General features: G+C 57.0%; 19 protein-coding genes. 7 read left to right on the top strand and 12 right to left on the bottom strand.

Translation table 11 applies throughout. The annotated features are described in order from the left end of the window. Window positions 1-150: 150 nt before the first annotated feature. The 3 genes from JO972_RS03960 to JO972_RS03950 are packed head-to-tail and all read right to left on the bottom strand — an operon-like array spanning window position 151 to window position 1,884. Window positions 151-888: an AIM24 family protein gene (locus JO972_RS03960; protein ID WP_309488701.1), complete on the bottom strand. Its 738-nt coding sequence runs from the start codon at window positions 886-888 to the stop codon at window positions 151-153. Between the two features lie 55 nt (window positions 889-943). After that, window positions 944-1,699 (bottom strand): YqjF family protein, encoded by a 756-nt coding sequence (locus JO972_RS03955; RefSeq protein ID WP_309488700.1) that lies wholly within the window; start codon window positions 1,697-1,699, stop codon window positions 944-946. A gap of 44 nt (window positions 1,700-1,743) precedes the next feature. Continuing rightward, on the bottom strand, window positions 1,744-1,884 hold the full coding sequence (locus tag JO972_RS03950; protein ID WP_309488699.1) for an entericidin A/B family lipoprotein: 141 nt from the start codon (window positions 1,882-1,884) through the stop codon (window positions 1,744-1,746). A 131-nt stretch (window positions 1,885-2,015) separates the two neighbouring features. Between JO972_RS03950 and JO972_RS03945 the strand changes: the two genes are divergently transcribed. Next, window positions 2,016-2,564 (top strand): protein tyrosine phosphatase family protein, encoded by a 549-nt coding sequence (locus tag JO972_RS03945; protein WP_309488698.1) that lies wholly within the window; start codon window positions 2,016-2,018, stop codon window positions 2,562-2,564. A 78-nt stretch (window positions 2,565-2,642) separates the two neighbouring features. Here JO972_RS03945 and JO972_RS03940 read toward each other — a convergent pair whose 3' ends face one another. Next, window positions 2,643-3,311 carry a YiaD family glycine zipper/OmpA-like lipoprotein gene (locus JO972_RS03940; RefSeq protein WP_309488697.1) on the bottom strand — a complete coding sequence of 223 codons (669 nt, stop codon included), beginning with the start codon at window positions 3,309-3,311 and terminating at the stop codon, window positions 2,643-2,645. A gap of 149 nt (window positions 3,312-3,460) precedes the next feature. Between JO972_RS03940 and JO972_RS03935 the strand changes: the two genes are divergently transcribed. Beyond that, the gene (locus tag JO972_RS03935; protein ID WP_309488696.1) at window positions 3,461-4,570 is read left to right on the top strand and encodes a redoxin domain-containing protein; all 1,110 of its coding nucleotides are present in this window, start codon (window positions 3,461-3,463) and stop codon (window positions 4,568-4,570) included. A gap of 271 nt (window positions 4,571-4,841) precedes the next feature. Here JO972_RS03935 and JO972_RS03930 read toward each other — a convergent pair whose 3' ends face one another. The 3 genes from JO972_RS03930 to JO972_RS03920 form a co-directional block, all read right to left on the bottom strand. Continuing rightward, window positions 4,842-7,214 (bottom strand): Tex family protein, encoded by a 2,373-nt coding sequence (locus tag JO972_RS03930; protein WP_309488695.1) that lies wholly within the window; start codon window positions 7,212-7,214, stop codon window positions 4,842-4,844. A gap of 89 nt (window positions 7,215-7,303) precedes the next feature. Then, entirely contained in the window at window positions 7,304-8,272 is a 969-nt protein-coding gene (gene ppk2 / locus JO972_RS03925) for a polyphosphate kinase 2 (RefSeq protein ID WP_309488694.1), read from the bottom strand. 108 nt (window positions 8,273-8,380) lie between these two features. Further along, window positions 8,381-10,168 carry a chloride channel protein gene (locus tag JO972_RS03920; protein ID WP_309488693.1) on the bottom strand — a complete coding sequence of 596 codons (1,788 nt, stop codon included), beginning with the start codon at window positions 10,166-10,168 and terminating at the stop codon, window positions 8,381-8,383. 155 nt (window positions 10,169-10,323) lie between these two features. On the opposite strand from JO972_RS03920, the gene JO972_RS03915 reads away from it, so the two are divergent. From JO972_RS03915 to JO972_RS03905, 3 genes are all read left to right on the top strand, one after another. Continuing rightward, window positions 10,324-11,499: a right-handed parallel beta-helix repeat-containing protein gene (locus JO972_RS03915; RefSeq protein ID WP_309488692.1), complete on the top strand. Its 1,176-nt coding sequence runs from the start codon at window positions 10,324-10,326 to the stop codon at window positions 11,497-11,499. Window positions 11,500-11,571: 72 nt separating this feature from the next. After that, window positions 11,572-13,071: an anthranilate synthase component I gene (gene trpE / locus JO972_RS03910; protein WP_309488691.1), complete on the top strand. Its 1,500-nt coding sequence runs from the start codon at window positions 11,572-11,574 to the stop codon at window positions 13,069-13,071. 57 nt (window positions 13,072-13,128) lie between these two features. Beyond that, a complete protein-coding gene (locus JO972_RS03905; RefSeq protein WP_309488690.1) occupies window positions 13,129-13,692 on the top strand; it encodes an anthranilate synthase component II in 564 nt (187 codons plus the stop codon). Window positions 13,693-13,840: 148 nt separating this feature from the next. Here JO972_RS03905 and JO972_RS03900 read toward each other — a convergent pair whose 3' ends face one another. The 3 genes from JO972_RS03900 to JO972_RS03890 are packed head-to-tail and all read right to left on the bottom strand — an operon-like array spanning window position 13,841 to window position 17,178. Continuing rightward, window positions 13,841-15,370 (bottom strand): sulfatase family protein, encoded by a 1,530-nt coding sequence (locus tag JO972_RS03900; protein ID WP_309488689.1) that lies wholly within the window; start codon window positions 15,368-15,370, stop codon window positions 13,841-13,843. Window positions 15,371-15,393: 23 nt separating this feature from the next. Further along, window positions 15,394-15,630 carry a hypothetical protein gene (locus JO972_RS03895; RefSeq protein ID WP_309488688.1) on the bottom strand — a complete coding sequence of 79 codons (237 nt, stop codon included), beginning with the start codon at window positions 15,628-15,630 and terminating at the stop codon, window positions 15,394-15,396. Window positions 15,631-15,666: 36 nt separating this feature from the next. Next, window positions 15,667-17,178, bottom strand: a complete 1,512-nt coding sequence (locus JO972_RS03890; RefSeq protein ID WP_309488952.1) for an arylsulfatase — start codon at window positions 17,176-17,178, stop codon at window positions 15,667-15,669. Between the two features lie 158 nt (window positions 17,179-17,336). Between JO972_RS03890 and JO972_RS03885 the strand changes: the two genes are divergently transcribed. Beyond that, on the top strand, window positions 17,337-18,617 hold the full coding sequence (locus JO972_RS03885) for a hypothetical protein (protein ID WP_309488687.1): 1,281 nt from the start codon (window positions 17,337-17,339) through the stop codon (window positions 18,615-18,617). Window positions 18,618-18,653: 36 nt separating this feature from the next. Further along, window positions 18,654-19,772, top strand: a complete 1,119-nt coding sequence (locus tag JO972_RS03880; protein WP_309488686.1) for a HupE/UreJ family protein — start codon at window positions 18,654-18,656, stop codon at window positions 19,770-19,772. Between the two features lie 13 nt (window positions 19,773-19,785). Here the strand turns inward: JO972_RS03880 and JO972_RS03875 are convergent, their stop codons facing one another. After that, complete coding sequence (locus tag JO972_RS03875) at window positions 19,786-20,955, bottom strand: hypothetical protein (RefSeq protein ID WP_309488685.1); 1,170 nt, start codon at window positions 20,953-20,955, stop codon at window positions 19,786-19,788. A gap of 81 nt (window positions 20,956-21,036) precedes the next feature. Then, window positions 21,037-24,723 (bottom strand): ATP-dependent RNA helicase HrpA, encoded by a 3,687-nt coding sequence (gene hrpA / locus JO972_RS03870; RefSeq protein WP_309488684.1) that lies wholly within the window; start codon window positions 24,721-24,723, stop codon window positions 21,037-21,039. Window positions 24,724-24,768 lie beyond the last annotated feature (45 nt).

Genomic DNA, 24,768 nt, shown 5'->3' with positions numbered 1-24,768 from the left:
GGCGGTATGGCCTCATACCGCCGGGCAACGCCATTTAGCTACCAGCTTGTATAGAGCGGCATCGAAGCCATTAGACGTCGTTTTTGTGGAGCTGGAGTGCATGGCTTCGGTCCGGTTGCTTTGGCAAAGCAACCCTACCGTCATGGAGCCTTAGCCGCCGGCTTGAAGGTAAACCTCTTCGTAGGGCTGGATGACGACGAAGCCGTCGCCTTGGAACTTCATTTGGATGGAATCCCCCGATCCACGACCGAGCAAGGTCTTGAATGAGATGTCGGTTTTCAGCTGGGGTTCGAGGTTTCCAGACCAGGCAATGGTCGCATTCGGATCCGTCACCACCGGCTGGTCCGGTGTGACACGCAGAGTGATTGGCTCGAAGTGGCTGGTGATGGCTAACAGTCCGCTGCCATCGAAGCGCACGTTGAAAAGCCCACCCGCCATCATACCTGCCACCTTGCGCATCATGGTGATCTTGTGTTTCACCGAAGATTCAAAGGCGAGCACATCGTTGCCATTGACCACAATCGCATCGTTCTGAAGCTTTAGCAGGATGATTTTCTTACCGGAGTCCGCGAGGTAAAGTTTCCCCTGCCCTTCGGCGTAGCTGATTTTCATGCCTTCGCCGGAAACAGCTTTTTTCAGCAAATTGCCCATCCCTTGATCGAGCATCCCCTCACGTTTGAAGCTGATGTTTCCCAGGTAGGCGACCATGGATCCCATCTTGGTGTTCATCTTACCGTTGAGATTCACTTCCAACATCCTCGGTGACTCCAACTCAAACACACCGTGGCCACGATCGCGCTGAGCGGTGTTGGTTAGAAATTCTTCGATGGTTTGAGCTGGGCCGGCAGGGCTACCGGGAGGCATGGGTGGTGGGGTGCTGTTTTCCATAAGTTGTTTGTGTTGTTCTCATGACGATTAAAAACAGCCCCCATGCATGTCGAGATTAATCACTGCGTGAGAGCGGATGGATGTTCACGGAAACCGGCTCGGCAATTAGTGAAGAAACTGGTGGCGTCTCCGGCTCGGTGAAGCCTGCTAGTGAACACAATCGTGTGGAGAAATCCGAGCATGTCACCTCTTGGTATTGATACGGCGTATGACTTACCTGCCCTTGGTATACCCCACCTGTCCGATCCACACTAAACAAGCGATAGCGCTCGAGAAGAAAGAATTCCAGTGAACCAGGCTCGGCAACTGCCGATCTTGTTAATTGAGCAGGATACTGGAACAACTGGTTCACTTCGTCCCCATGACGTTGCGACTGATACTTGAGCTGACCTTCCTGTTTCAGGGATGACATGCGCGCATGTTGATAGGGCAGGTTAAACAATGTCCGCGCCAACTTCACGGCAAGCCACTGATTGCAGTCGAGTGAGTAAAACCAGACTCCTGGCCGGCCTTGCCGATCATAGACATAAGTCCGCAAGTTGAGTTCTTGGAACCATGAGAGCCCGGGAAGCGGTGGGCAGAAAACAGGTCGGACACGCTGCATAAAAAAAGGCACCACTCCCAGAAATGCGGAGCCCTCGTGGGTATCCACCGTTAACCCTGCTGGCAGAGTGCGCTGAATCGAGTCGGCATCAATTTCCCAGTGAAGAAAAAGCAAATGCGCCCAACGCTGCCGCATCACCACTCCGGCAGGCTGATTTCCTCGCTCAGAAAGGCGCTGCTCAAGAGTGGGTGGACAGGACGATGGCATGCCGGTTTTTTTTGATCATGATCGCCCTGTCATTGATTCCGAACTTAGCGTGAGAGAGCGGTATTTTCGAGAGCCGCGCCTCCTCGCTGAATGTCTTTCCCAACACCTGCGATGGTATTGCATGATGTCATGGTGAGAGCTACGAGACCTGCGCTGGCGAGAATGATGGTGGTAATAAGTTTCATGGGGCGAAAAATTAGCCAAGCTGGAGTGAATTTCCAATGGTTTTTGGAAATTTGTGCAGCCCACTTTCCCAATCACTCTTCGGCGATGCTTTTTCCATTGCAGACGATTGCTCCAGCGATATTTTATGACTATGTCTATCAACCGAATCCTCAGCTCATCCATCCTCTCGCTTGCCGCAGCAGCTTCCATGCTGGGCCTCAGCGCGTGCACGAGTCACGATCACGCCGACCCCAAAGTGGCTGAACTCAAGGTCAAGAACCTGACGCAGCCGCAACCTTATATTTACGCCAGCGGTCAACCGACCCAGGAGCAGCTCAAGGAGCTTGCCGACTCCGGCGTCAAGCATGTGGTCAACCTCCGCCCTGCCAGCGAAACCGACTGGAACGAGGAGGAACATGTGCGCTCGCTCGGCATGAGCTACCTCTCGATCCCCGTCAGCGGCGCCGCAGGCCTGACCAAGGAAAATGCCAAACGTCTTGATGGAGCGATCTCCGCCATCGGCAAAGACCCAGCCATCATTCACTGCTCCAGCGGCAACCGCGTCGGTGGCTTAATCGCCATCCGTGAAGCTACCATCAAGGGAAAAACCAAGGATGAAGCCATCGCCGAAGGCAAGCGCTGGGGACTCACCAGAATGGCCCCAGCGGTAAAAGCCAAGCTCACCGAAATGGGCTATTAATAGGCGGCCATTCCTAGAAACGGTCCCGTTAGAAATCAATCAAGCTCACCTTGGGGTGAGCTTGATGTTTGTTTGAGCTTAACGTTGGTATGGCTCTAACTGAATCGTCACGCGGCGGTTCTGCTGACGACCACTGGCGGTGCTATTCGACGTGATAGGTTGGTCAGGGCCACGACCAGTCACCAGCAGGCGTTGGGAAACTACCCCCCGGCTCTGCAAGGCTCCAGCCACGGAGCGGGCGCGTTTTTCGGACAAAGCGTAATTATAGCTGCGAGCGCCGACGTTATCGGTATGACCGACCACATTCACCAGCGTCCGGTTATACTTTGCCAGCACGATAGCCACTGAATTCAAGGTCTCAGTGAAACTGGAATTCACCGTCGAGCTATTGGTGGCAAAGGTGATGTCACCAGGCATGTTCAGCACCAGATCATTGCCATTGCGTGACACACCAACACCGGTGCCTTGAAGCTGAGCACGCAGTTCTGCCTCCTGTTTGTCCATGTAGTTGCCGATCAGTCCCCCGCCCAGAGCGCCAATACCCGCGCCGATCATCGCCTTCTGTCGGCGATCGGTGCTGCCAGACCCAGTGAGTGAACCCAGTCCAGCACCAACAAGGCCACCGATGATGGCTCCTGATGTGGCTTTGCTCGTCTGCGTATTTCCCGTGTATGGATTAGTCGTCTGACAGGATGTCAGTGCTAAAACTGGCAACAGAGCGACGACCGTGAATGTTTTATGTTTCATCGGCAGAAAACTAATCTCAGCTTCGCCGATGCGCCACTCCGATTCCGCGATATTTTGCTCCGGCGAGAACGATTTTAAATTGGGGGGAAATGTGAATCACCCTCGAGTTCCACTTGCATCCTGATCGAGCGCGCTAAGAATGTGATTCTATGAAAATCAGCACAGCGACCATCGCGGCGATCACCGTTAGCTTATCCACCCAGTTCATTGCTGCGCAAGGGCTGCAAGACAAGCTGGATGCCCGCAAGAATGCCTTTCTGAAACGAGCACCCGAGGGCATCATCAACAGCCAGAAGAAGGCACTGCGCGAGCTTGAGGTATCTGGGATCTACGCGCGTGTGCTCAAGGTGGGCGACAAAGCCCCGGACTTCACTCTGGGCAATCCCGATGGCCAACAAGTGCGCCTTGCCACCCTGCTCAAACAAGGTCCGGTGGTGCTGACATGGTATCGTGGCGGCTGGTGCCCCTACTGCAACATCGCCCTCGCTGAGCTGAGTGAGAAAAATGACTCCTTCAAAAAATTAGGAGCCACCCTTGTGGCCCTCACCCCCGAACTGCCGGATGCTACGGCTGGGTCGGTGAAAGATCATGGGCTGAACTTTGAGGTGCTGTCCGATCTGAACCACGCCGTCGCCGAGCAATACGGTCTCGTGTTTACTCTCAACAAAGACACCCGCAAACGCTATCAGGAAAAGTTCAAGTTAGAGGAACGCAGCGGTAAGGAGGCGGCGAAAAAACTTCCACTGCCCGCGACCTATGTCATCGATACCGATGGCACGATCACCTACGCCTTCATCGATGCCGACTACCGACGTCGCGCCGAACCGGCAAGGATCGTCGACGCCCTGAAAGCCATCAAAGACGGCCCAAGCGCCAAGCATCTGCTGCTGCAGTTCTGGGAAAACACCTGGAACCCGCCCTACGATCTGGATCTCATCGATCGGAATATGTCCGAGGACTTTGTCCTCACCAGCGCCGGCAAGGACATCCAAGGTCGTGACGCTTTCAAAGCCTGGGTGAAGGCCTCGTTAGAAAAAGCCAATGGCCTGAGAATCGAGAACCTCGACAGCTTTGAAAATGCCGATGGCTCACGTGTGGTAAGTCGCTGGATTACCCGCGCCAATACCGGGGCGGTGCCAGATTCAGATCAAGCCAGCCACCAGCCCTTCGAGTTCACCGGCATTGCGCTGTGGGCGTTCGAAGATGGCAAGCTAACCCACAACTGGGTGGAACGGTCTGCAAGTAAGGTGAGCGAGTAAGCGGTAGGGCAGATTGCGTGCCCTGCCGTAGCCTTGGCGAAGGAAAGGCCTGAATCTGCCGGATCGGAGCTATGCAACTACCGTATCGAGAACGGCATCTAACTGCTTTTGATATGCAAGTGAGATGCTTGGCTTGCCCATGGACAGGAATGTCCATGCTCCGATCGCTAGATAAGCTCCGTAGCGAAGCCTTTGCAGGCTTCGGTATTAGCGCTTCGGTCAGCCGTTCACCGACGAAGGGTGCAAACCCTTCGCCACGGCAAGGGATGGCCTAACGGCCTTTCTTGAGCGCTTGGTCGAACCAGTTGCCGCCGAAGGAATCGTTGCCGCCGCCGCGCTTGCCACCACCGTTGTTGCGGTTTCCGCCACCGTTGTTATTGCGGCGTGGGCCGTTTGAACGACGGTCGCCTCCGCGTTCTCCGCCGCGTTGGTTTTGGCGGGCTGGCTCCGGGTTGCTGCGCATGCTGAGGGCGATGCGGTTGCGGTTCAGGTCGACTTCGGTGACGGTGACATTCACCTTCTGGCCGACTTTGACCACCTCCGCAGGATCGGCGATGTATTTATCGGCGAGTTGGGAAATGTGGACCAGTCCGTCCTGGTGCACGCCGACGTCGACGAAGGCACCGAAGTTGGTCACGTTGGTCACGATGCCCGGCAGCTTCATACCCTCGGTGAGATCGGCCGGTTTGTTGACACCTTCGGCGAAGGTGAATAGCTCGAACTGCGCACGGGGGTCGCGACCCGGTTTGGCGAGTTCGGCAATGATGTCCTTCAGGGTGGGCAGACCGACTTCATCGCTGACGTATTTTTTCAGATCGATCTTCTTCCGGGCATCGGCATCGCGGATCAGGGTGGGCACGTCACAGCCGAGATCGGCCGCCATTTGCTCGACCAATGCGTAGCGCTCCGGGTGCACCGCCGAGGCGTCCAGCGGGTGCGTTCCACCAAGGATGCGGAGGAAACCGGCGGCCTGCTCGTAGGCGACCTCGCCAAGACGGGGGACTTTTTTCAGCTCCTCACGGGTCTTGAACGGACCGTTCTCAGAGCGGTAGGCGATGATGTTCGAAGCGATGCCGGAGTTCAGGCCCGCCACATATCCCAGCAGCTGGCGCGAAGCGGTATTCACCTCCACGCCGACGCCGTTCACACAGCTGACCACGGTATCGTCGAGGCCTGTTTTCAGAAGATTCTGATCCACATCGTGCTGATACTGGCCGACACCAATGCTTTTTGGATCCAGTTTCACCAGCTCGGCGAGCGGGTCCATCAGGCGGCGCCCAATGGAAACGGCGCCACGCACGGTGATGTCTTTATCTGGAAATTCCTCACGGGCGACCTCGCTGGCGGAGTAGATCGACGCGCCGGACTCGTTGACGATGATGATGGGGATTGACTTCGGAAGCCCCGCTGCGCGGACCACAGCTTCGGTCTCGCGAGAGGCGGTGCCGTTACCGATGCAGATGGCCTTGGAGTCGAACTTGGCGACCATTTTTTTCAACATCTCGACAGCTTCCATCGCCTGCGAGTGGCTGGTGGTGAAGTGCAGCACGGTATCGAACAGCAAGTTCCCCTGGGCATCTAACACCACGGTCTTACAACCGGTGCGGAAGGCGGGGTCGATGGCAATCATCGGACGCTGGCCCAGTGGTGAGGCGAGCAACAGCTCACGCAAGTTATCGGCAAAAACACGGACGGCTTCGATGTCCGCTTCCTTCTTCGCCTTCATGCGGAACTCGGTTTCCAGGGAAAGCCCGAGCAGGCGCTTGTAGCTATCGGCAATGGCGAGGTCGAGCTGTTCGGCGCAGGGGCCTCCATTGCTGACGCCGAAACGGCCGCGCATTTTCGTCAGTGCCGTTTCCTCGTCCGCCTGGATGCGCATGAAGAGGAAACCTTCTTTCTCACCCCGGCGCATGGCGAGCATGCGGTGCGATGGCACGTCCTTGAGTGGCTCGGACCAATCGAAGTAATCTTTGAATTTCTGGGCATCCGGCTCGGTATCCTTGCCATACATGATCTTGGAGGTGACGGTGCCCTGCTCCTCTATCAGCTGACGCAGCTCGGAGCGGGCATCGGCATCGTCACTGAAGCGCTCGGCGAGGATGTCGCGCGCGCCGGCCAAGGCGTCGGCCAATGTCGGCACGGCGGGATTGAGCTCGGCGGTTTTATCCTCCGGCTTGCTCTCGACGATGAATTTCTCAGCCTCGGCTTCGACATCGGCACCGGGATTCTCACGGTTGTCCCAGATGAAATCGGCGAGGGGCTCGAGGCCGCGTTCCTTGGCCATAGTGCCACGGGTGCGGCGTTTTGGACGGAAGGGGGCGAAGATGTCCTCGAGGCGGGTGATGGTTTCCGCGTCAGCGATCTTTTTCTTCAGCTCGGCGGACAGCAGTTTGCGCTCCTCCAGGCTCTTGGTAATGGCATCGCGGCGCTTTTCGAGGTCGGCCAGCTGCACCAAGCGATCGCGCACCGCCATGATCTGGACCTCGTCCATGCCGCCGGTTTGCTCTTTCCGGTATCGCGCAATGAAAGGCACGGTGGCGCCCTCAGAGAACATCTGGGCGGTGGCCGCTACTTGCTTGCTGTTGAGAGAAAGCTCACCGGAAATGCGAGCCACGAAGGGGTGGGAAGAGGAAAGACCGCTCATAAAAATGGTTACAAAAAGAAGTGCGCAGTTTGCCCAGAAATGGCGACTGGAAAAGCTTCTTTTTCTAACAACTGTGGCATTTGCAGCCCCTAAAGCTCGGGCACCCCGTGCTCGGCCAGCTGCTCGTCCTTATCGTAGACATTCGAGGCGCTGGTGACGATCTGTGGATCCGGCACGGGAGCCATGGCCTGGTCCTTGTTCGGGTAATCCACGCTGTGGAGGAAATGGCGCAGGCAGTTGATCCGGGCGCGTTTTTTATCGTCCGACTTAATCACCGTCCAGGGAGCGTCCGCGGTATCGGTGTGGAAGAACATGGCCTCTTTTGCCTTGGTGTAATCATCCCATTTATCCAAGGATTCGATATCGATCGGGCTGAGTTTCCACTGCTTCAGGGGGTCGGTTTTCCGTCCGTGAAAACGACGCAGCTGTTCGAGGCGGCTGACGGAGAACCAGTATTTGATCAAAATAATATCGCTATTCACAATCATGCGCTCCAGCGACGGGCACTGTCGGAGGAACTCGAGGTATTCCATCGGCGTGCAGAAGTTCATCACCCGCTCAACACCGGGGCGGTTGTACCATGAGCGATCGAAAAACACCATTTCGCCCTTGGTGGGGAGGTGTTTGATGTAGCGTTGGAAATACCACTGGCCACGCTCGCGATCGGTGGGTTTCTCCAAAGCGACCACGTGAGCAGCCCGGGGGTTCAAGTGCTCCATGAAGCGTTTGATGGTGCCGCCTTTCCCCGCCGCATCACGCCCTTCGAAAATGACCACGATGCGTTTGCCCGTGGATTTCACCCACTGCTGCACCTTGAGTAACTCAGCCTGAAGCTTGATCTTCTCTTGCTCATACTCGGAGGTTTTCATCTTTTCCCGATAGGGGTAGATGCCTTTTTCATAGGCCACCTCAAGCGATGCCTGATTGCTTAACCCCTTGGGGGAGCCATCACGGGCTTCGAGCAGCTCGCCCAAGTTGGCAAATGCCGGATCGAGCTCGATTTTCTCCGTTTGCTTTACCTCTTCGTCTTTCGGCTGGGAATTGTTCGTCTTGCTCATGATGATAACAGATCGAAAATGATCCAATTTTACAAGCTCAGCCTAATCCTTGCACAGCCTTTCGCGATATCTGCGAAGTGTGTCGCTTTCGTCAGCTGATCGCAGCACCTACATTTCCGCCGCATTCTGCTGCCGGGCAATGTCGTTGATGGTGAGAATCCCCAGCAAACGATCGGTCTCCACCAGACTGACCACCGGAAGCTGTTGGATATCTTTGGAAATCATCATCTGTGCGGCGTCGCGGATCGAGACATCGGGGTGCACCTGCACGGTTTCCTGATTTTCCACGAGCTCGGCGATCACAGTTTCGGGCGCACATTCACGCATTTCGTGGTGGGTGATGACACCGAGGAAACGGTTCTCTCTATCCACCACGGTGTAGGCGTGGTGGTAAACCAGGTTACTTTTCAGCAGGCTGAGGTTCTCATCGGCTGAGAGCTCACCTTGCACGGAAGTGACATCGTGAGTCATGATCGCGCGGACCGGAAGGTTCCGGTAATCTTGGGCACCGCGGTAGGAAGGCATGCGCTTGAGAGAAACGCCATCCTCCATCAGCAGGGCATCGTAAATCGCGATCGGGCGAAGTTTTCTCGCGATCACCCACGAGAGCATGTTGCCCCCCATCAGTGGCAAGATCAGCGAGTAGTTGCCGGTCATTTCAAAAATGATAATCAGCGAGGTGAAGGGACAGCGGATCACCGAACCAAACATCGCGCCCATGCCAAGCAAGACACAGCCACCGATGATCTGGGACTCATCCACCAGCTGCCAATCGGTGAACTGATGGCTGAGCTCCACCAGCGCGTAGCCCATCAGCCCGCCTAACATCCCACCGAGAAACAGGGTAGGGGAAAACAGCCCGCCACTGCCGCCGGTGGCGTAGTTCACCACCACCGCGAGCAGCTTGAACGCCAAGAGCGTCACCAGAATGCTGATGATCAGCTTATTTTCAAATGCCTCCTCGAGAGATTCGTAACCGATGCTGAACACGCCCGACTGAGCATTTCCCTCCATCCCGGTAATCCACCAGGCCAAGAGTCCCACCGCACCACAAATCAAGCCACCGATCGCCGGCGTGTACCACGATTTCAGCCAACGCGTCGCCTTCACCTTGCGCCGCAATCCGATCACGGAACCGACAAAAAAGTGCCCGAGGAAGCCAGCACAAGCCCCCAGAGGAATCGCCACCAGCATCCACGCCGCCGTTTCATAATCGAGCACCAAGTGGGTGGAAATCACCGGGTCTTCGCCCAGGATCGAGCGCGATACAGCGGCCGCGATCACCACGGCTACCACCATGCCACCGATGGCCTTGGTGGAAAAGTTATCGAGCAGTTCCTCGAAGACGAAGGTCAGCGCGGACAAGGGCGCATTAAATGCAGCACCGATCCCCGCCGCCATGCCCACGGGAATCATCGCCCGCACCCGTTCGGGATCCTTGAAGGCAAAACGCCCGATGCGTGAAGCGATCGCCGACGAGGCGTGCACCATCGGTCCCTCACGCCCGAGAGCATTACCAAAACCAACAAATACCGTGCCCAGAATCACCCGCCAGACGCCGGTCATGGTCTTGATTCTTCCGCCTTGATTGTAATAAGCCGCCTTGGTTTGGGGAATACCACTGCCCACGGCATCGTGCGCCCAAAAGTGGATGGCCAGTCCGCAGATCAAGCCCCCCAAGGCCGGAGCTAACAGCAGCACCGTGATGAATTGGGAATCGTCCCCGGAGGTCGCCAATTTCCAAACGCCGGCGAAGGTGTGGTGGATGGTGAGGTGAAACAAGACGCCCAACAGACCGCAAAGCAGGCCACAGACCATGCAGGCTACCAGAAACCGCTGCCGATCATCAAACCGGCGGCGCATCAGATCCTGCAGCTTGCTTCTCTTTTCTTCCATCGCTCTGCGGTGTTCATAATCGATCAGGGTCAAAGGTCGAGGGAGCATTTATTTTTTTCAAATTTTGACGTCTCAGCTACATTCCCGTGAGCGATCGAGCAACATCATCACCACCATCGACGTATTATCCTGTCACCCGCCCCCCCCAACACAGCATGCCCCCACTCACCGCACCCTATTTCGCCACACTGCTCACGATCAGCTGCCTGCCCTCCCTATTGGCGGACACGCTCACCTGGAATGTGAAAAAACAATTCGGCATCACCGGCAAGGGCCTCAACACCGCGATTAAAGACGCCAGGAAACATTTTCAGTCGGCACCTAATGACACCCTCGTCCTCGAGATCGACGCCGGGCGCTACTCACTCAACCCCACCCCCAACCAGCAAGGCATCATCAACCTCAGCCATGTCAAGCCAGGCCCCCGTGGTCGACTGATCATCAAAGGTCAGGGCATCGACAAAACGGTGCTCGTTTTCGACGATTCCGAACACGCCATCGTCGGGCGACACACCTATCGCGTCACCATGTCCCACATGCACATGACGCGGGAAAAATACACCGTCAGCCAGGGCCACGTCATCAGCACGGCCCCAGGCAAGCTCGTGCTGAAAATCCAGCGAGGATTCCCGACTCCGGCAGACATTTTCAACCCGGACAGCGATCAAGGACGTTATCTGAAACGCTACGAAAACAGCCAAACGGACCCCAGGATCGTGACCCGGGACAATGAACAGATTGCCTGGAAATCGGCCCGGCCGCTCGGAGACAGCATCTGGGAAATCCGCCTCAAACAACGTCAACTCGTTCCGCACTACCCGAAGGGGGCATTGATCGGGATCAAATCGAAACACGGCGGCCAAACCTATTGGTTCAACGGTGGCTCCGACTTCAAATTTGACCACATCAAGTGGACTCACAAAACCCGAGGGGTCTTTCGAGGGGCCTTCGACAAGATCCACATCACCCACTGCATCACCGATCGGGCAGCCCCCATCCACGGCCAGACTCCCTGCCTGGCATCACCGGGAGGAGGCCCGCAAATCGGGCAACCCTGGGACCCTCCGACAACGGGGAACTTGGTGAAAAACTGCCGTTTCATCGCCTCCGGTGATGACGCTGTGGCCTTTTTCCACGGCAAAGGCGCCATCAGCGACTGCTACATCCAGGATGCATTCGCTCGCGGCATCCTGCTCGCCAACAGCCCGGATGCAATCAGCGAGAACAATGAGTTGGTTAGAAATCCGTTGCAGCGCAGCAAGGACCACCGACTCCCCACCAGCACGGCCCCGCCGGTTTCCGTAGAAAAGGGTCCACCCAAGCGCCGCTAAACCGTCAAAGGTCTGCTCAACAATGATCATTTCGGATTGCGCTCCGAAAATTTCACGCCATGCTCTGCCGCGTTGAGCACTCCATCCGTCAGCCCCGCCCTTGATGAGTTCCGCAATCTCGCGGAGCGCGGCAACGTCGTACCCGTCTACGCACAACTCGCCGCCGACTTCGAAACCCCTCTCTCCGCTTATCTGAAGATCAGCGGCGAAGGAGAAGCCTTTCTTTTTGAAAGCGCAGAAAGCTCCGGCGACAGCGGTCGCTACTCCATCCTCGGCAGTAGCCCACGCACCGTCATCAAGGCCTACGATCACGAAATCACCCTCTGTGAAAATGGCGAGTGCAAGCAGTGGACCGCGGAAAAGGACATCCTTGCCGAGCTGGAGGAGCTGATGGGGAAATACCAACCCGTCACCCACGGCAATGCCCCACCCTTCTACGGTGGCGCTGTTGGTTACCTCGCCTACGATGCGGTGCGCCAGTTTGAGCCCAGCATCGGAATTCCTGCGAAGGACGAGCTCGGACTGCCCGACGCCCTGTTCATCATCGCCGAGGACCTACTCATTTTCGACCACCGTCTGCGCCGCCTGATCGTGGTGGCCAATGCCTTTCTCGACGAACACGCCGATGCGGAAGCCGCCTATCAGAACGCCCGCGATCGCATCGCATCGCTGATTGAAAAGCTGCACCAGCCACTGCACATTCCACCGCTCAATGGTCTGGCCGAGTTTGAGACGCCGGAGGCAGCTAGCAATACCTCGCAGGAGGAATACGAAACCATGGTGGAGCAAGCCAAGGAATACATCGCCGCCGGGGATGCCTTCCAGATCGTGCCGAGCCAACGTTTTGAAGTCGATTTCGATGGCTCACCGGTCGATCTCTACCGCGCCCTGCGGCACGTGAACCCCTCACCCTACATGTTCATCCTGCAATTGGACGACTTCGCTCTCGTTGGCAGCTCGCCGGAAGTGCACGTGCGCGCCATCGACGGCCGCATCGACATCCGCCCGATCGCCGGCACCCGCTGGAGGGGCAAGACTCCGGAGGAAGACGACGCCCTCGCCGCCGACCTGTTAGCCGACCAAAAAGAGTGCGCCGAGCACCTGATGTTAGTCGATCTGGCCCGCAACGACGTCGGCCGCATCTCCAAACACGGCAGCGTCACAGTGGATGATTTCATGATTGTCGAGCGCTACAGCCACGTCATGCACATCGTTTCCAACGTGCACGGCGACCTCGATGACAAGCACAGCGCCTACGACGTGCTCCGCGCCACCTTCCCGGCCGGCACCGTTAGTGGCGCCCCGAAAATCCGCGCCATGCAGATCATCAACGAGCTGGAAAAAAGCAAACGCTGCTCGTATGCTGGAGCGGTCGGCTACTTCAGCTGGGATGGCAACCACGACTCCTGCATCACCCTGCGCACCTGCCTACTCAAGGACGGAAAAGCCTACGTGCAAGCCGGAGCTGGAGTCGTCGCCGATAGTAATCCGACCTACGAATACGAAGAAACTGTCAACAAATCGATGGCCCTCCGCCGCGCCATCGGCCTAGCGAAAACCATCGCCCAATAGGCACCTCCCCAGTTCTGTAGACCTCCCCTATTCCCTCATACTCACTTCCCATTTCCCATGTTGCTCGTCATCGATAACTACGATTCCTTCACCTACAACCTCGTGCAATACTTTGGCGAGCTTGGCACGGAGATGAAGGTGGTGCGCAATGATGCCATGAGCATCGATGAAATCCGCGAGCTGTCACCCGACCGCATCTGCATCTCCCCCGGCCCCTGCACCCCTACCGAGGCCGGCATTTCCTGCGATGTGATCAAGGAGTTTGGCAAGACCACGCCCATCCTCGGTGTCTGCCTCGGCCACCAGTCCATTGGCCAGGTGTTCGGTGGCGATGTCATCCGGGCTGAGAAGTTGATGCACGGCAAAACCTCCCCGGTTTACCACATGAATCAAAGTGTGTTCAAAGGCCTGCCCAGCCCCCTCACCGCCACTCGCTATCACTCGCTGGTGGTGAAACGTGAGACGCTGCCCGACTGCCTAGACATCACCGCCGAGACTATCAACGGCACCATCATGGGCCTCCAACACCGCGAATATCCCATCCACGGTGTCCAGTTCCACCCCGAGTCGATCTTGACCCAAAACGGCATGAAAATGCTGGAGAATTTCCTCTCCTACTAGAGGACTCGCAGACTATTGCCCTACTCCGCCACTGCGTCCTCAACCAAAAAGACCCGACAGCTCACTGCCGGGTCTTTTGTGAATTAAACAGTCAACGCTGCGCCTAACGTCTGCGCTTGAACACAGCGAGAGTCCCGTTGCCAGAACTTTAGTCCCGCTCAGGGGCACAGCGTTCGCCGCTGACATAGCGGTCGAGCAGCTTGCTCATGGCTTCCACTCGTTCAGGTTGCTGATCGTAGAGGTTTTTCTTCTGTCGTGGATCGTCTTTGAGGTTGAACAAGAGTCCGGGAGTTCCCTTCGGCCAGGTTTTCAAACCAAAGTGCTCGAGGTAGTGTTTGCGCTCAGGTTGGGCCGCTCCGGAGCGGGCATTGATCAGCACCCAGTCGCCTTGGCGGAGAGCGTATTTCCCCTTGCTGGTATTCTGCACCGTGGCGACCCGGAGTGGCTTCTTGTAGTCCTCACTTTGCCAAACTGGCAGCAGGTTGTAGCTATCGATTGCTTCATCATTGCTCAGCTGGTAGCCGATGATCTTGGCAAAGGTGGCGGCGAAGTCCACCTGGCTCACGGTTTCAACCGAGCGGCTGCCGGCTTTGATTTTAGCTGGCCAGCTGACGATGAAGGGCACGCGGTGGCCACCTTCGTAGAGGTCACGCTTCAGGCCGCGGAAATCTCCGGAGCTCCATTGATTGAACTTTTGCAATCTCTCGTAGGCATGCCACTCGGTGCCGTTGTCGGCGGTGAAGATGACGATGGTGTTTTCCAACAATCCTTTCTTTTCCAATACGTCCATGACCTTGCCGACCATGGCATCGGTTTCAGCGACAAAGTCCCCGTAGTAACCGGCTTTCGATTTGCCATGGAACTCTTTGTTAGGAACGATGGGGTAGTGTGGCGAGTTGAATGCGAGGTAGGCAAAGAATGGCTCGCCGGCTTTCTGCTTTTCAATCCACTCGACCGTTTTCTTGGTGATGGAGGGAAGGATGTCATAGGGATTCCAGCCTTCAGCCATCGGCCCCGGACGGAAGCTGCCGCCGCCTGCGAGCGGGCGCGATTTGATAACCGGCTTGGTGGGAATGGTTTTGAAGCGATCATTTTCAATCCAGCAGTAGGGAGGAAAGTTGATGGTGCCATCGCCGAAATAGTAATCGAAGCCTTGATCGATCGGGCCACCGGGGAAACGCTTGGACCAATCGTAGGAGGCAGCGTGTTTGTAGTCTTCCTTCTTCACACCCGGCTTGCGGATGGCGTCCCAGTCCCAGCCGAGGTGCCACTTGCCGAAGCATCCGGTGGCGTAGCCCTGCTGCTTGAACATGCGAGCGAGGGTGAACTCGTCTTTCTTGAACACGGACTTCCCAAAGGCATTGACAATGCCGTGAAAACGGCGCCAGTGGTGCTGGCCGGTGAGCATGGCAAAGCGGCTCGGCGTGCAAATGCCGGACGAGCTATGGCCATCACTGAAGGTCATGCCCTGGCTGGCGAGCCGATCGATGTTAGGCGTGATGATTTTTGCCTTGGGGTCACCGTAGGAAACATCCCCGACCCCCATGTCATCGGCATAAAGGATCACGACATTGGGTTTCCTTGGGATTGGGTTCTCATCTGCTGCGACCGCGCTAGTGAGGGTCAATCCCACAGCGATCGCTCCGATGGCCGTGCTCATTGTGTTCTTACTCTTCATAATCTTCTCTTTGGTTACTCTTTTTACAGGACGCCCGCCAAGCCTCGAATTTTTTCGCCAGCTCCGCGACGACTTCCGGATGCTTCCGGGGATGTCCATTTTCTCGGCAGGCTCGGCGACTCCACATTGAAGCTCCTGACGTCGCCCCAGCCGTCATCATCCGCCATCATCAGGATCATGTTGGCTCGGCTCGATTCTGCGTGGGCAGTTGCAGCAAGCAGGCTGATGCCGGCGAACAATTTCACAATCTTTGTTTTCATAGGCCTCTCTGGTGTTGCTCTCTTGCTTGCTCCCCCTTATTCGGTGGAATCCTGCCAGCGAATTTCGGGCGCGTCCCAGGCAGGGATGCCGGTGCTGGCTTTCTGCGCTCGGTAATCGACGTGAAACGGCTTTTCCTCAGCCAAGGGCACGCCGTCATTGATCATCAGTGGCCGTGCCTCAGTCCAGAACTGTTCGTAGGCTTTCTTCATTTCCGCCACCAGCTCAGGGTGCTTGGCGGTGACATCCACCGTCTGCTCAAGATCGTTTTCCATGTCGTAGAGCACACCTTCCACCAGTCGGAACTTCTGATTCCTCACGGAGTAATTCTGCCATTTGAACTGGTCTGGGTCGGCCCCTCGTTTCCAGCGGGTCACATGTTGAAAGTGGTAACGGTCCGGCCAGGCTGGCTTCTCCTCCAGCAGCAGAGGTTTCAAGCTCCGCCCTTCGAATGCCTGGTTGGCCGGCAGTTTCGCACCCGCAAAATCCGCCAAGGTGGGGAGAATATCCAGATAGCTCACCACCCTGTCCACGGTCCGGCCCTGCTCGATCACGCCATCCCAGCGGACGAAAAACGGCACCCTCACCCCACCCTCATGCACGGTCCCCTTGAGACCTTTCATCCCCGCATTGTAGGACATCATCGGCTTTCCAGCGGCATCGCTGCCGAGCTTGACCTGAGGTCGCCCCGCCTTCCCTTTCAACCCACAGCCACTGGTCGTCATCCCATTGTCAGAGGTAAAAATGACCACGGTGTTCTCCATCAATCCCCACTCGTCAAGCTGCCTGAACATCTGCCCCATGCAGTCATCGATATGCTCAATCATGCCGTAGAACCCGGCCGCCTTGCTGTTAAACCCAAGGTCTTGGAAATGCTGCTGATACTTCGGCGGCGCCACGAAGGGGCTGTGCGGTGCATTGGTGGAAAGAAAGGCGAAAAATGGCTCTTCGGAATCCCTGATGGAGTCGACCCAACCCAGGGTCGCCTTGAAAAGCACATCCGTGCAGTAGCCCTCGGTTTTCACGAAGCGACCATTGTGTTTGAACACCGGGTTGAAGTAGCCATTGTTCGGCACGTCGGCGCAAGATCCAGGATAAGCCTGACCGATGCCGCCCGCACCGTGGATGAACACTTCGTCAAACCCTCTATTTTCCGGCTGGTAGGGGGCTTCATCGCCGAGATGCCACTTTCCGAAGTAGCCCGACCGGTAACCGCGCGTTTGCAGGACCTCCGGAATCGTCACCGCCTTCAAGTTCAGCCGCTCGCGCTCATAAATCGTGTGGGTCACCCCGTTTTTGATCGAGTGCACCCCGGTCATGATCCCCGCCCGGCTCGGCGCGCAGGTCGAGCCCATCATGAAGCGATCGAAGCGGATGGATTGGGCGTGCATCTTGTCCAGCTGCGGTGTGCGAATCCACGGGTGCCCGTGCGCCCCCAGCACCGGATACCCCTGGTCATCGGTCATGATGAAAATCAGATTAGGCCGATCGCTGCTCCCAGCGGCGAGTCCATGACACAGTCCCGCCGCCCAAAGACAGAGGCCGAGCATCACTGGCCGTAATTTCCATGCTTTCATCATCACCAGACTACGTCGCAAATCGCAGAATCTTGAACACAATTTCGCCTTCAGACTGACATCGTCCAGCCGAACTGGGCGGTCCGACAACCGAACTTGACCAATGAGGGGATCAAACACACATTGGCTGCGTGCCTCAACTATCTTTAGAATCGATCAAAGCGGCCATGCCGGAATCCCAACTTCGCCACGACGGCGGATGGTTGTTCTCCCCGAAACCGCTTCAGCTGGACAAAAAAACGGCCAAGACCATGACCCGACTCGGCCATCCTCTGGCCCAGTTCCAGCAGGCATCCGATTCCATCTACCAACGCAGTGCCAAGGGCAAACTCTCCAGCTGGATTCACCAAGTGCTCGATGCCGGCAAACCGGAATGGATCATCGAAGCGCAACGCTCTGCTGAGATCAGCCAGAACATGCCGCGCGTGATCCGCCCCGACCTCATCCTAACAGGAGACAAAGAACAATCCTCCTTCGCCCTCACCGAGCTCGACTCTGTGCCCGGCGGCATGGGGATCACCCTCTGGCTTTCCCAACTGTATTCGCAACATGGCTACGATGTGTTAGGTGGCGAAAATGGCATCCGCGACGGTTTTCAATCGCTGCTTCACGAAGGCGGTCGAGTGCTCGTCAGTGAGGAGTCTGGCGATTATCAACCGGAGCTCGAATGGCTTGCCGAGCAGTGTTCTAACATCACGGTGGAATCCGCCGAAGCCGACTCAGGAGACGACTCTCCAGCCTACCGCTTTTTCGAATGGTTCGACTGGAAAAACATCCCCGCCGCCCAGCAGCTTGCGGCTTCCCCCCAGCTCACGTCCCCCTGCAAACCGCACCTCGAGGAAAAGCTCTGGCTCGCCCTGCTTTGGTCGCCCGCGCTGCGTGGGGTTTGGGAAAAGGAACTTCGCGGTAATCACCTCAAACGCGTGCGTGAGATTGTGCCGTTCAGCTGGGTGGTCGATCCCACACCGCTGCCCCCGCAGGGCGCACTTCCGCGGATCGATGTGCATTCATGGGACGAGGTGGCTAATTTCTCCCAGACAGAACGTCGTCTCGTGCTGAAAATCAGCGGCTTCTCCGAGCTGGCGTGGGGGTCCCGTGGCGTTTACATCGGCCACGACATGCCTGGCAACGAGTGGGCGGAAAAAATCCACGAAGCCATGGCCGCTTTCGATTCCCAACCGCGCATGATGCAGCAGTATCACGCCGGCCAGATCATCGAGCATCCGTATTTCGATCCCGACACCGGCGAAGAAAAAATCATGCAAGGACGCGCCCGTCTCTGCCCCTACTTCTTCACCGATCAGAACGGTAAGACTGGCTTCGGCGGCTGCCTCGCCACCATCGTGCCCGCGGACAAAAAGAAAATCCACGGCATGAAAGACGGCATCCTGGTGCCTTGCATGGTGGAGTAGTTCACAGTGACATCTGCACGATTATTCAGCTCCCCCATGAAAGTCGCCCTCCTCCTTTTGCTGCTGTGCGGTGGCCTGCAGGCTCACGTCGTCGAGCAGCTCTTCGCCGATTTCTCACGCAGCGAGAAATCGTGGTCGCTGAAGCTACGCTTTGACGCCGGCCTGGCGCTGCCCGAGATGCGGCAGGATAAAAACACGCCGCAGCCGAAACGTGCCTGGCTGTTGTCGAGGACGCCTTCGCAGCTCGCTGACATGAAGCGAGAAACGGAGCAATACCTGCACACATACCTTCAGCCTAGCTGGGTGTTTTCCGAGGGGGGAAAAATCGAGCGTCTCGCCTTCGACTGCAGCTTCCCGGCCTGGCAGACCTCCCCACCGTCGTTCACCCCCCGCTTCACCGACACCGGCTGCGCTTACTACGACGTCATCATCACAGGCAACATCCCCGCTGAGGCAGGCGAACTGCGGCTATTCATCCCGGATGGCAATCACCCAGACCTAGCGATCGGCTTTGACAATGGCACCATCCTCACAGCCTACCCCAGGAAATCGCTGACGTTGATCAACCGATCCAATACAGCCCCGACGGAATCCGATTCCTTTCTCAACTTTCTCGACTACGGCTACCGCCACGTCATCCCCGAGGGCTGGGATCATGTCTTGTTTATTCTCGCCTTGGTTTGCCTCACCTTCGCGTGGAAGCCGCTGCTCAGCCAGTCGCTCATTTTCACCGTCGGCCACACCATTACACTGGGCCTGGTGGTCACTGGCACTGTCTCGACACCAGACGACAATTGGATGAAATGGATCGAGGTCCTGATCGCCGCCACCATTCTCTATGTGGCCGTTGAAAATATCCTCAGTCAAAAAGTCCGGGCGCACCGGCTGCTGATGATCTTTGTCTTTGGCCTGATTCACGGCTTGGGCTTTGCCTCGGTGCTGGGGGACAAGATCCGTGCAGCCACCGACATCACCCTGCCACTCACCGCCGCCAACCTCGGTGTCGAGCTGGGGCAGATCACCGTGATCGGCGTCACCTTGCTGGCGCTTTACTGGGCGAGGGAGAAGAAGTTTTTCCCCACCCTGCTCAAAGGGCTCTCGGCCATCATCGCCCTGACCGCCAGCTACTGGGTGATCGAGCGAGTGCTTGGTTAAAACTCCGCGAGTCTTACTTGAACTCGATCTTCACGCCTCTCCGGCTCCAGCCTTTGGAGATCTCAGCTTCGAGCTCGTCCCAGCTGCGGCCTGCAAGTAATTCCTTCTGAGCTTCGGCCCCCTTCTTGCCCGCCTTCAGAGCCCTGAGGAAGTTCTTTAAATTGGCAGCATCTTCGTCGCCGTCGTAGTGGCAGAAGTAGGTCACTAACAATGCGCTGAAACCATAGTTGTAGTTGCCATTGCCGCCGGTGAAACTGGCATACGACTGATCCATGAACTGCTTCAGATCCGGAGCCTTGATATCGGTTCCCAAATTGCGACCACGGTTATCCGATCGGGAAAAACCGGTCACATATTGTTCGATCGCGCGATCTGCGGCATTCACACTGAACTTGCCACTGCGGTAGGGGGTCGCGGCAACATATTCTGCCAGCCCCTCGGTATACCATCCACGTGCACCCTGGGCGTAGTATTCGCGATCCGTGATCTGGTGAGTGATCTCGTGCGGTAAGGTTTTGTTGGTGCGATCATAATCTACCCGCCAGGAGCTCGAGCCTTTGATCAAGCCCAAGCTGCGGAACGGCACCATGATGATCTCCTTGCCGCCCATGAACACACCGGCCGAACCGACTGGACCACCGGCGCGGTAGTATTGCTCCATCTTCTCGAAGAGATAGATCTTATAGCGCTGGCCAGACGCCACGTGTGCCTTCGAGTTCCCCAGAGGCAGAGCCTTAACATACAGGTAAGTGGCCTCGAACAGGAGAGCGAAACGTTTCACCACCGATTTGCTCAGTTCGGCATTGCTGATGAATTCGTAGTGGGGGCTGGTGTAAATAAACTCCCCTTCGTCACCGCGGGACTCATCGATCTCCATGCCCACATCAGCTGATATCAGCCTTGGCCATTCGCTGGAGAAGTAACGCTCGATATCTCCGCCCAGCGCATCCTTGTCCGCAGTCTTCGGGGCCCAATTGGCAACGAATTCCCGGTCCTTCTGACTCAGCGTCGCGGTTTTGATAGTCACCGTTTTGCCACTGCTGAGTTTGAGGTCCACCGTTTGATCGGATTTCCCAACGATCTCAGCTTCCAGGCTCCGACCTTTGACATCGGTCCAGGTTCGCGCCAGGGCGTAATCACAGCAGATCAGCAGGCTTACACCTGCAACAAGTAGGTTTTTCATAGGGGATAGGAACATCATGAGGAGGGTTCTAACGGAGCGAGCTTCATCATATTTCATTCTAACGAAATTAAACAGTTTTTTTTACGCCATCAGACTAGCCATGGCGGTTTCAATTTTCTTTTCGGAAACCTTGATTTTGCGAGGCAATGACGGCGCAAACTCGGCGACGCGCCATTCCATCAGCTGCCAGCCAATCGGCCATAGATTAACGTTATCCGGGGATTTTTTCCAGATGACAAACCAATCGTCCCAGAGACGACAGACACGCTCGCGCTTCTCATCGTCTTTGACCAACGGCAGGCTTTCGAGTCGCTTAAGCCGCTCTTCCATGGCTTGGAAATAGCGACCGTAATCCCGCAGCCGATCGTAACCAGCACGCCAGGCAAAACCGGACCCTAACAACCACTCAATTTCCTCCGCCAAATCGCGGGCAATCAGGTTCAGGTGGCGGTCCGAGGCATTGTCTTCGATCCAATCTGAAATCACGCGGTAAGATTCTAACATCTCTTCGAAACCGCGGCAAACACGATCGGCGCAGGCGAAGAGCTCTCCCCGACCGTGATCGATAGCGGCAGCGAACTGTTCGGCATTTCGCGGGAGACTTTTTCCCATCGCCCCCTCGCAGGAAACCCTCAGGAGATCGATGATCAACTGGCCATCGCCAGCGTCCATCATCGGCAGCATCACCTTGGCCATCATGCCGAGCGGGAACTTGCGGCGGACGTAATCGGTCTGCTTCGGTTCCACTATCTGGAACAACCTCACACAGCCGGCACGGTGGCTTTCGGCGGCTTCGGTTTCGTTCAAATAAGCACGCATGCCGACGGTATCCCCTTCATCGACCAAGGCGGGAAATACTCCATCGTCGGTCACCCGAGGAATCTCGCCAAAGTCCCAGCCTTCGCCGCCGGTCATTTCCCACTCTTGGTTCACATGCAGCTCCAGTCGCTCACGCATCAGACCGGTGAGTTTTTGACGAAGTTCGTTGATGTCGGTGCCGAATGCCAGTTCTTCGTCGTCATCGCTCCAAATGCGGATCTTGGCGCGATAGCCATCGGGAAGCCGCGACTCATCGAACATTGCGGCATCGATGACATGGCCGGTGCGCTTGCTGAGGAAGGCGGCCAGCTCGGTGAGCAAATCCCGCGCCGGCACCCAGCCGTGCCATTCCTCGAGAAAGGCGGTGGTGACATCTCGCGCTGGAGAACATGCCTGGCGCTGACTTTTTGGCAGCGAGCGGATCAGCAGATAGACGCGCTCTTCCAGTAAACCAGGCACCACCCACGAGGGAAGAAAATCGGGGAACTCCGCGACATCGCCCAAGCCGAGCTCGAACACCATGCCGTCCTCCCGCTCGCCGGGGGTGTCATTGTAGCTGACATGGTAGCCCGTTTCACCATGCCAGACAAGATCCGGAAAAGCATTCAGGTCCTCAATTTCACCCCAGATGCAATCCTCCACGGTGATCATCAGCTGATCCTCGTTATTGCCGGTGGTGCGCCACTTTTGAAAAGCTTTGGCGGTGCAAATGTTTGTGGGAATGCGCTCGAGGAAGAAATCGTAAACCGCCTCGTCCGACCACAACCCGCCCCGGCGGCGCAGCTTGTGTTCGGCATCCTCGACCTCGGCTTTCACCTCGGCCAGACGGTGCATGAACTTTCCTTTGGTCCGCAGCCCAGACTCTAACACCGCTTCGCGAATGAAAACCTCGTGAGCCTCCTTCGGATTGACTCGGCCGTAAAACACCTGACGTCCATCGACCAAAGTCAGCCCGCCACAAATGACCGTTTCCTTGCCGTAGACCGCGCCCTGTTTTTCATTCCAAGTGGGAGAATGGTAGCGATGACGACAAAGGTGCGGCACCACCTCCTCGACCCAGCGGACATCTAACAAAGCCACCTTACGAGCAAAGACACGGCTGGTCTCCACCAGCTCGTAAGCAATCAGCCATTCGTGGCGTTTTTTGCCAAACAAGCCTGAACCGGGGAACACAGAAAACTCGCGACCGCCGGTGCTGCGGTAGATGCGTTTCTCCTTGTCCCAGAAGCCAAACTGCTTGGGGATGCCAGCGAGCAGGGACTTGTGCATTTCCGCCTCGTCGCCCCACTGGCTGCGCTCGCTGGCCAAGGGAGAAGTTTTCACTTTCAGCGTATCGCGAACCAAGCGGCCCAGCTCATTGACCACCTGATCCCACTCCATCACGCGGCGGAAGCTGATGAAGTTCTGTTTGCAAAATTTTCGCAGCTGGTTGCGCTTGAACCGGCGCTTTTCACGGAAGGTGTTCACCGCCGACCAGATATGCAGCAGGGTGAGAAAATCGGATTCCTCATCGTTGAATTTCACATGTGCCTTGTCGGCCTCCGCTTGCTTTTCCTGCGGTCGCTCGCGCACATCCATCACGCTCATCCCCCCCACCATAACGAGCACGGCATCGAGCACCTTGCGCTCCTTCGCCTCGATCAACATCCGGCCCAGGCGTGGATCCAGAGGGAGTCGCGCCAGCTGGTGACCGATCCTTGTGAGGTAGCCATCTTTTTCAATCGCACCCACTTCTTCCAAGGTGCGATGGCCTTCACTGATCGCTTTTGCCGATGGCGGACTGAGGAAGGGAAACTCGCGGACATCCGGCAGCTTCAGCGACTTCATCCGTAGAATCACCCCCGCGAGCGAGCTGCGGCGGATTTCTGGATCGGTGTATTCATCGGCGGCATCGTGGACTTCCTCATCGTAGAGCCGCACACAGACGCCCTCTTGCACCCGACCGCATCGGCCGCGCCGCTGGCGGGCACTGGCCTGGCTGATCTGCTCGATCTGCAAACGCTGGATCTGTCGCGCAGGGTTCCAGCGGCTGACTCGGGCCTGACCGCTATCGATCACATAAACGATGCCCGGAATGGTCACGGATGTTTCCGCGACGTTGGTAGCCAGCACCACTCGCCTGTTCGCTCCGCCAGTTGAAAAAACGCGCTGTTGCTCATCGAGGCCGAGGCGAGCGAAAAGTGGCAGGATTTCCGTGCGTGGGAAATTTTTCCCCTCCAGCGTATCGGCGCACTCACGGATCTCACGTTCACCGGGAAGGAAAATCAGCACATCCCCGGTGGCGTCCATGTCGGTGACCCATTCAACACCGCGGGCAACGTGGCGCGCCAGGTCTTCACCATCACTGTGCGGCGGTAAGTAGAAATCCTCGACTGGAAATGTTCGTCCCTCCACATTGACGATCGGCGCATCGTTAAAATACTCGGAGAACTTTCCTGAGTCCATGGTGGCGGAACTGACCACGATGCGGAGATCCTTGCGGCGTTTGAGCAGGTTCTTGAGGTAACCCAGAACAAAATCGATATTCAGGCTGCGCTCGTGGGCTTCATCGATGATCAAGGTGTCATACTGCCGCAGATCGCGATCGCGCTGGGTTTCGGCGAGCAAAATCCCATCGGTCATGAACTTGATCGACGTTTCGCCTTGGACTTTTTCAACAAAGCGCACCTGGTAGCCCACGCGATCGCCGAGAGCTGTGCCCATTTCCTCGGCCACACGCTTCGCCACCGTTGCGGCGGCCAGACGGCGCGGCTGGGTGCAGCCTACACGGCCGTCTTTGCCCTCCTCAACCGCCAATTCATAAGCCATTTTCGGCAGCTGAGTCGTCTTTCCGCTGCCTGTCTCCCCCACCACAATGACCACCTGGTGCTTGCGCATGGCAGCCATGATCTCATCGCGGCGTTTGGCCACGGGGAGGTCGGGGTATTTAATCTTTGGGGCGGCGGACATGGGGGGCACATGGCAGCAGGGCTGACACTAATTGCCAAGTGTGGA

This window comes from Oceaniferula flava, from assembly GCF_016811075.1.
Taxonomy (GTDB): domain Bacteria; phylum Verrucomicrobiota; class Verrucomicrobiia; order Verrucomicrobiales; family Akkermansiaceae; genus Oceaniferula; species Oceaniferula flava.
This window is presented reverse-complemented; position numbering and strand designations above follow the sequence as displayed.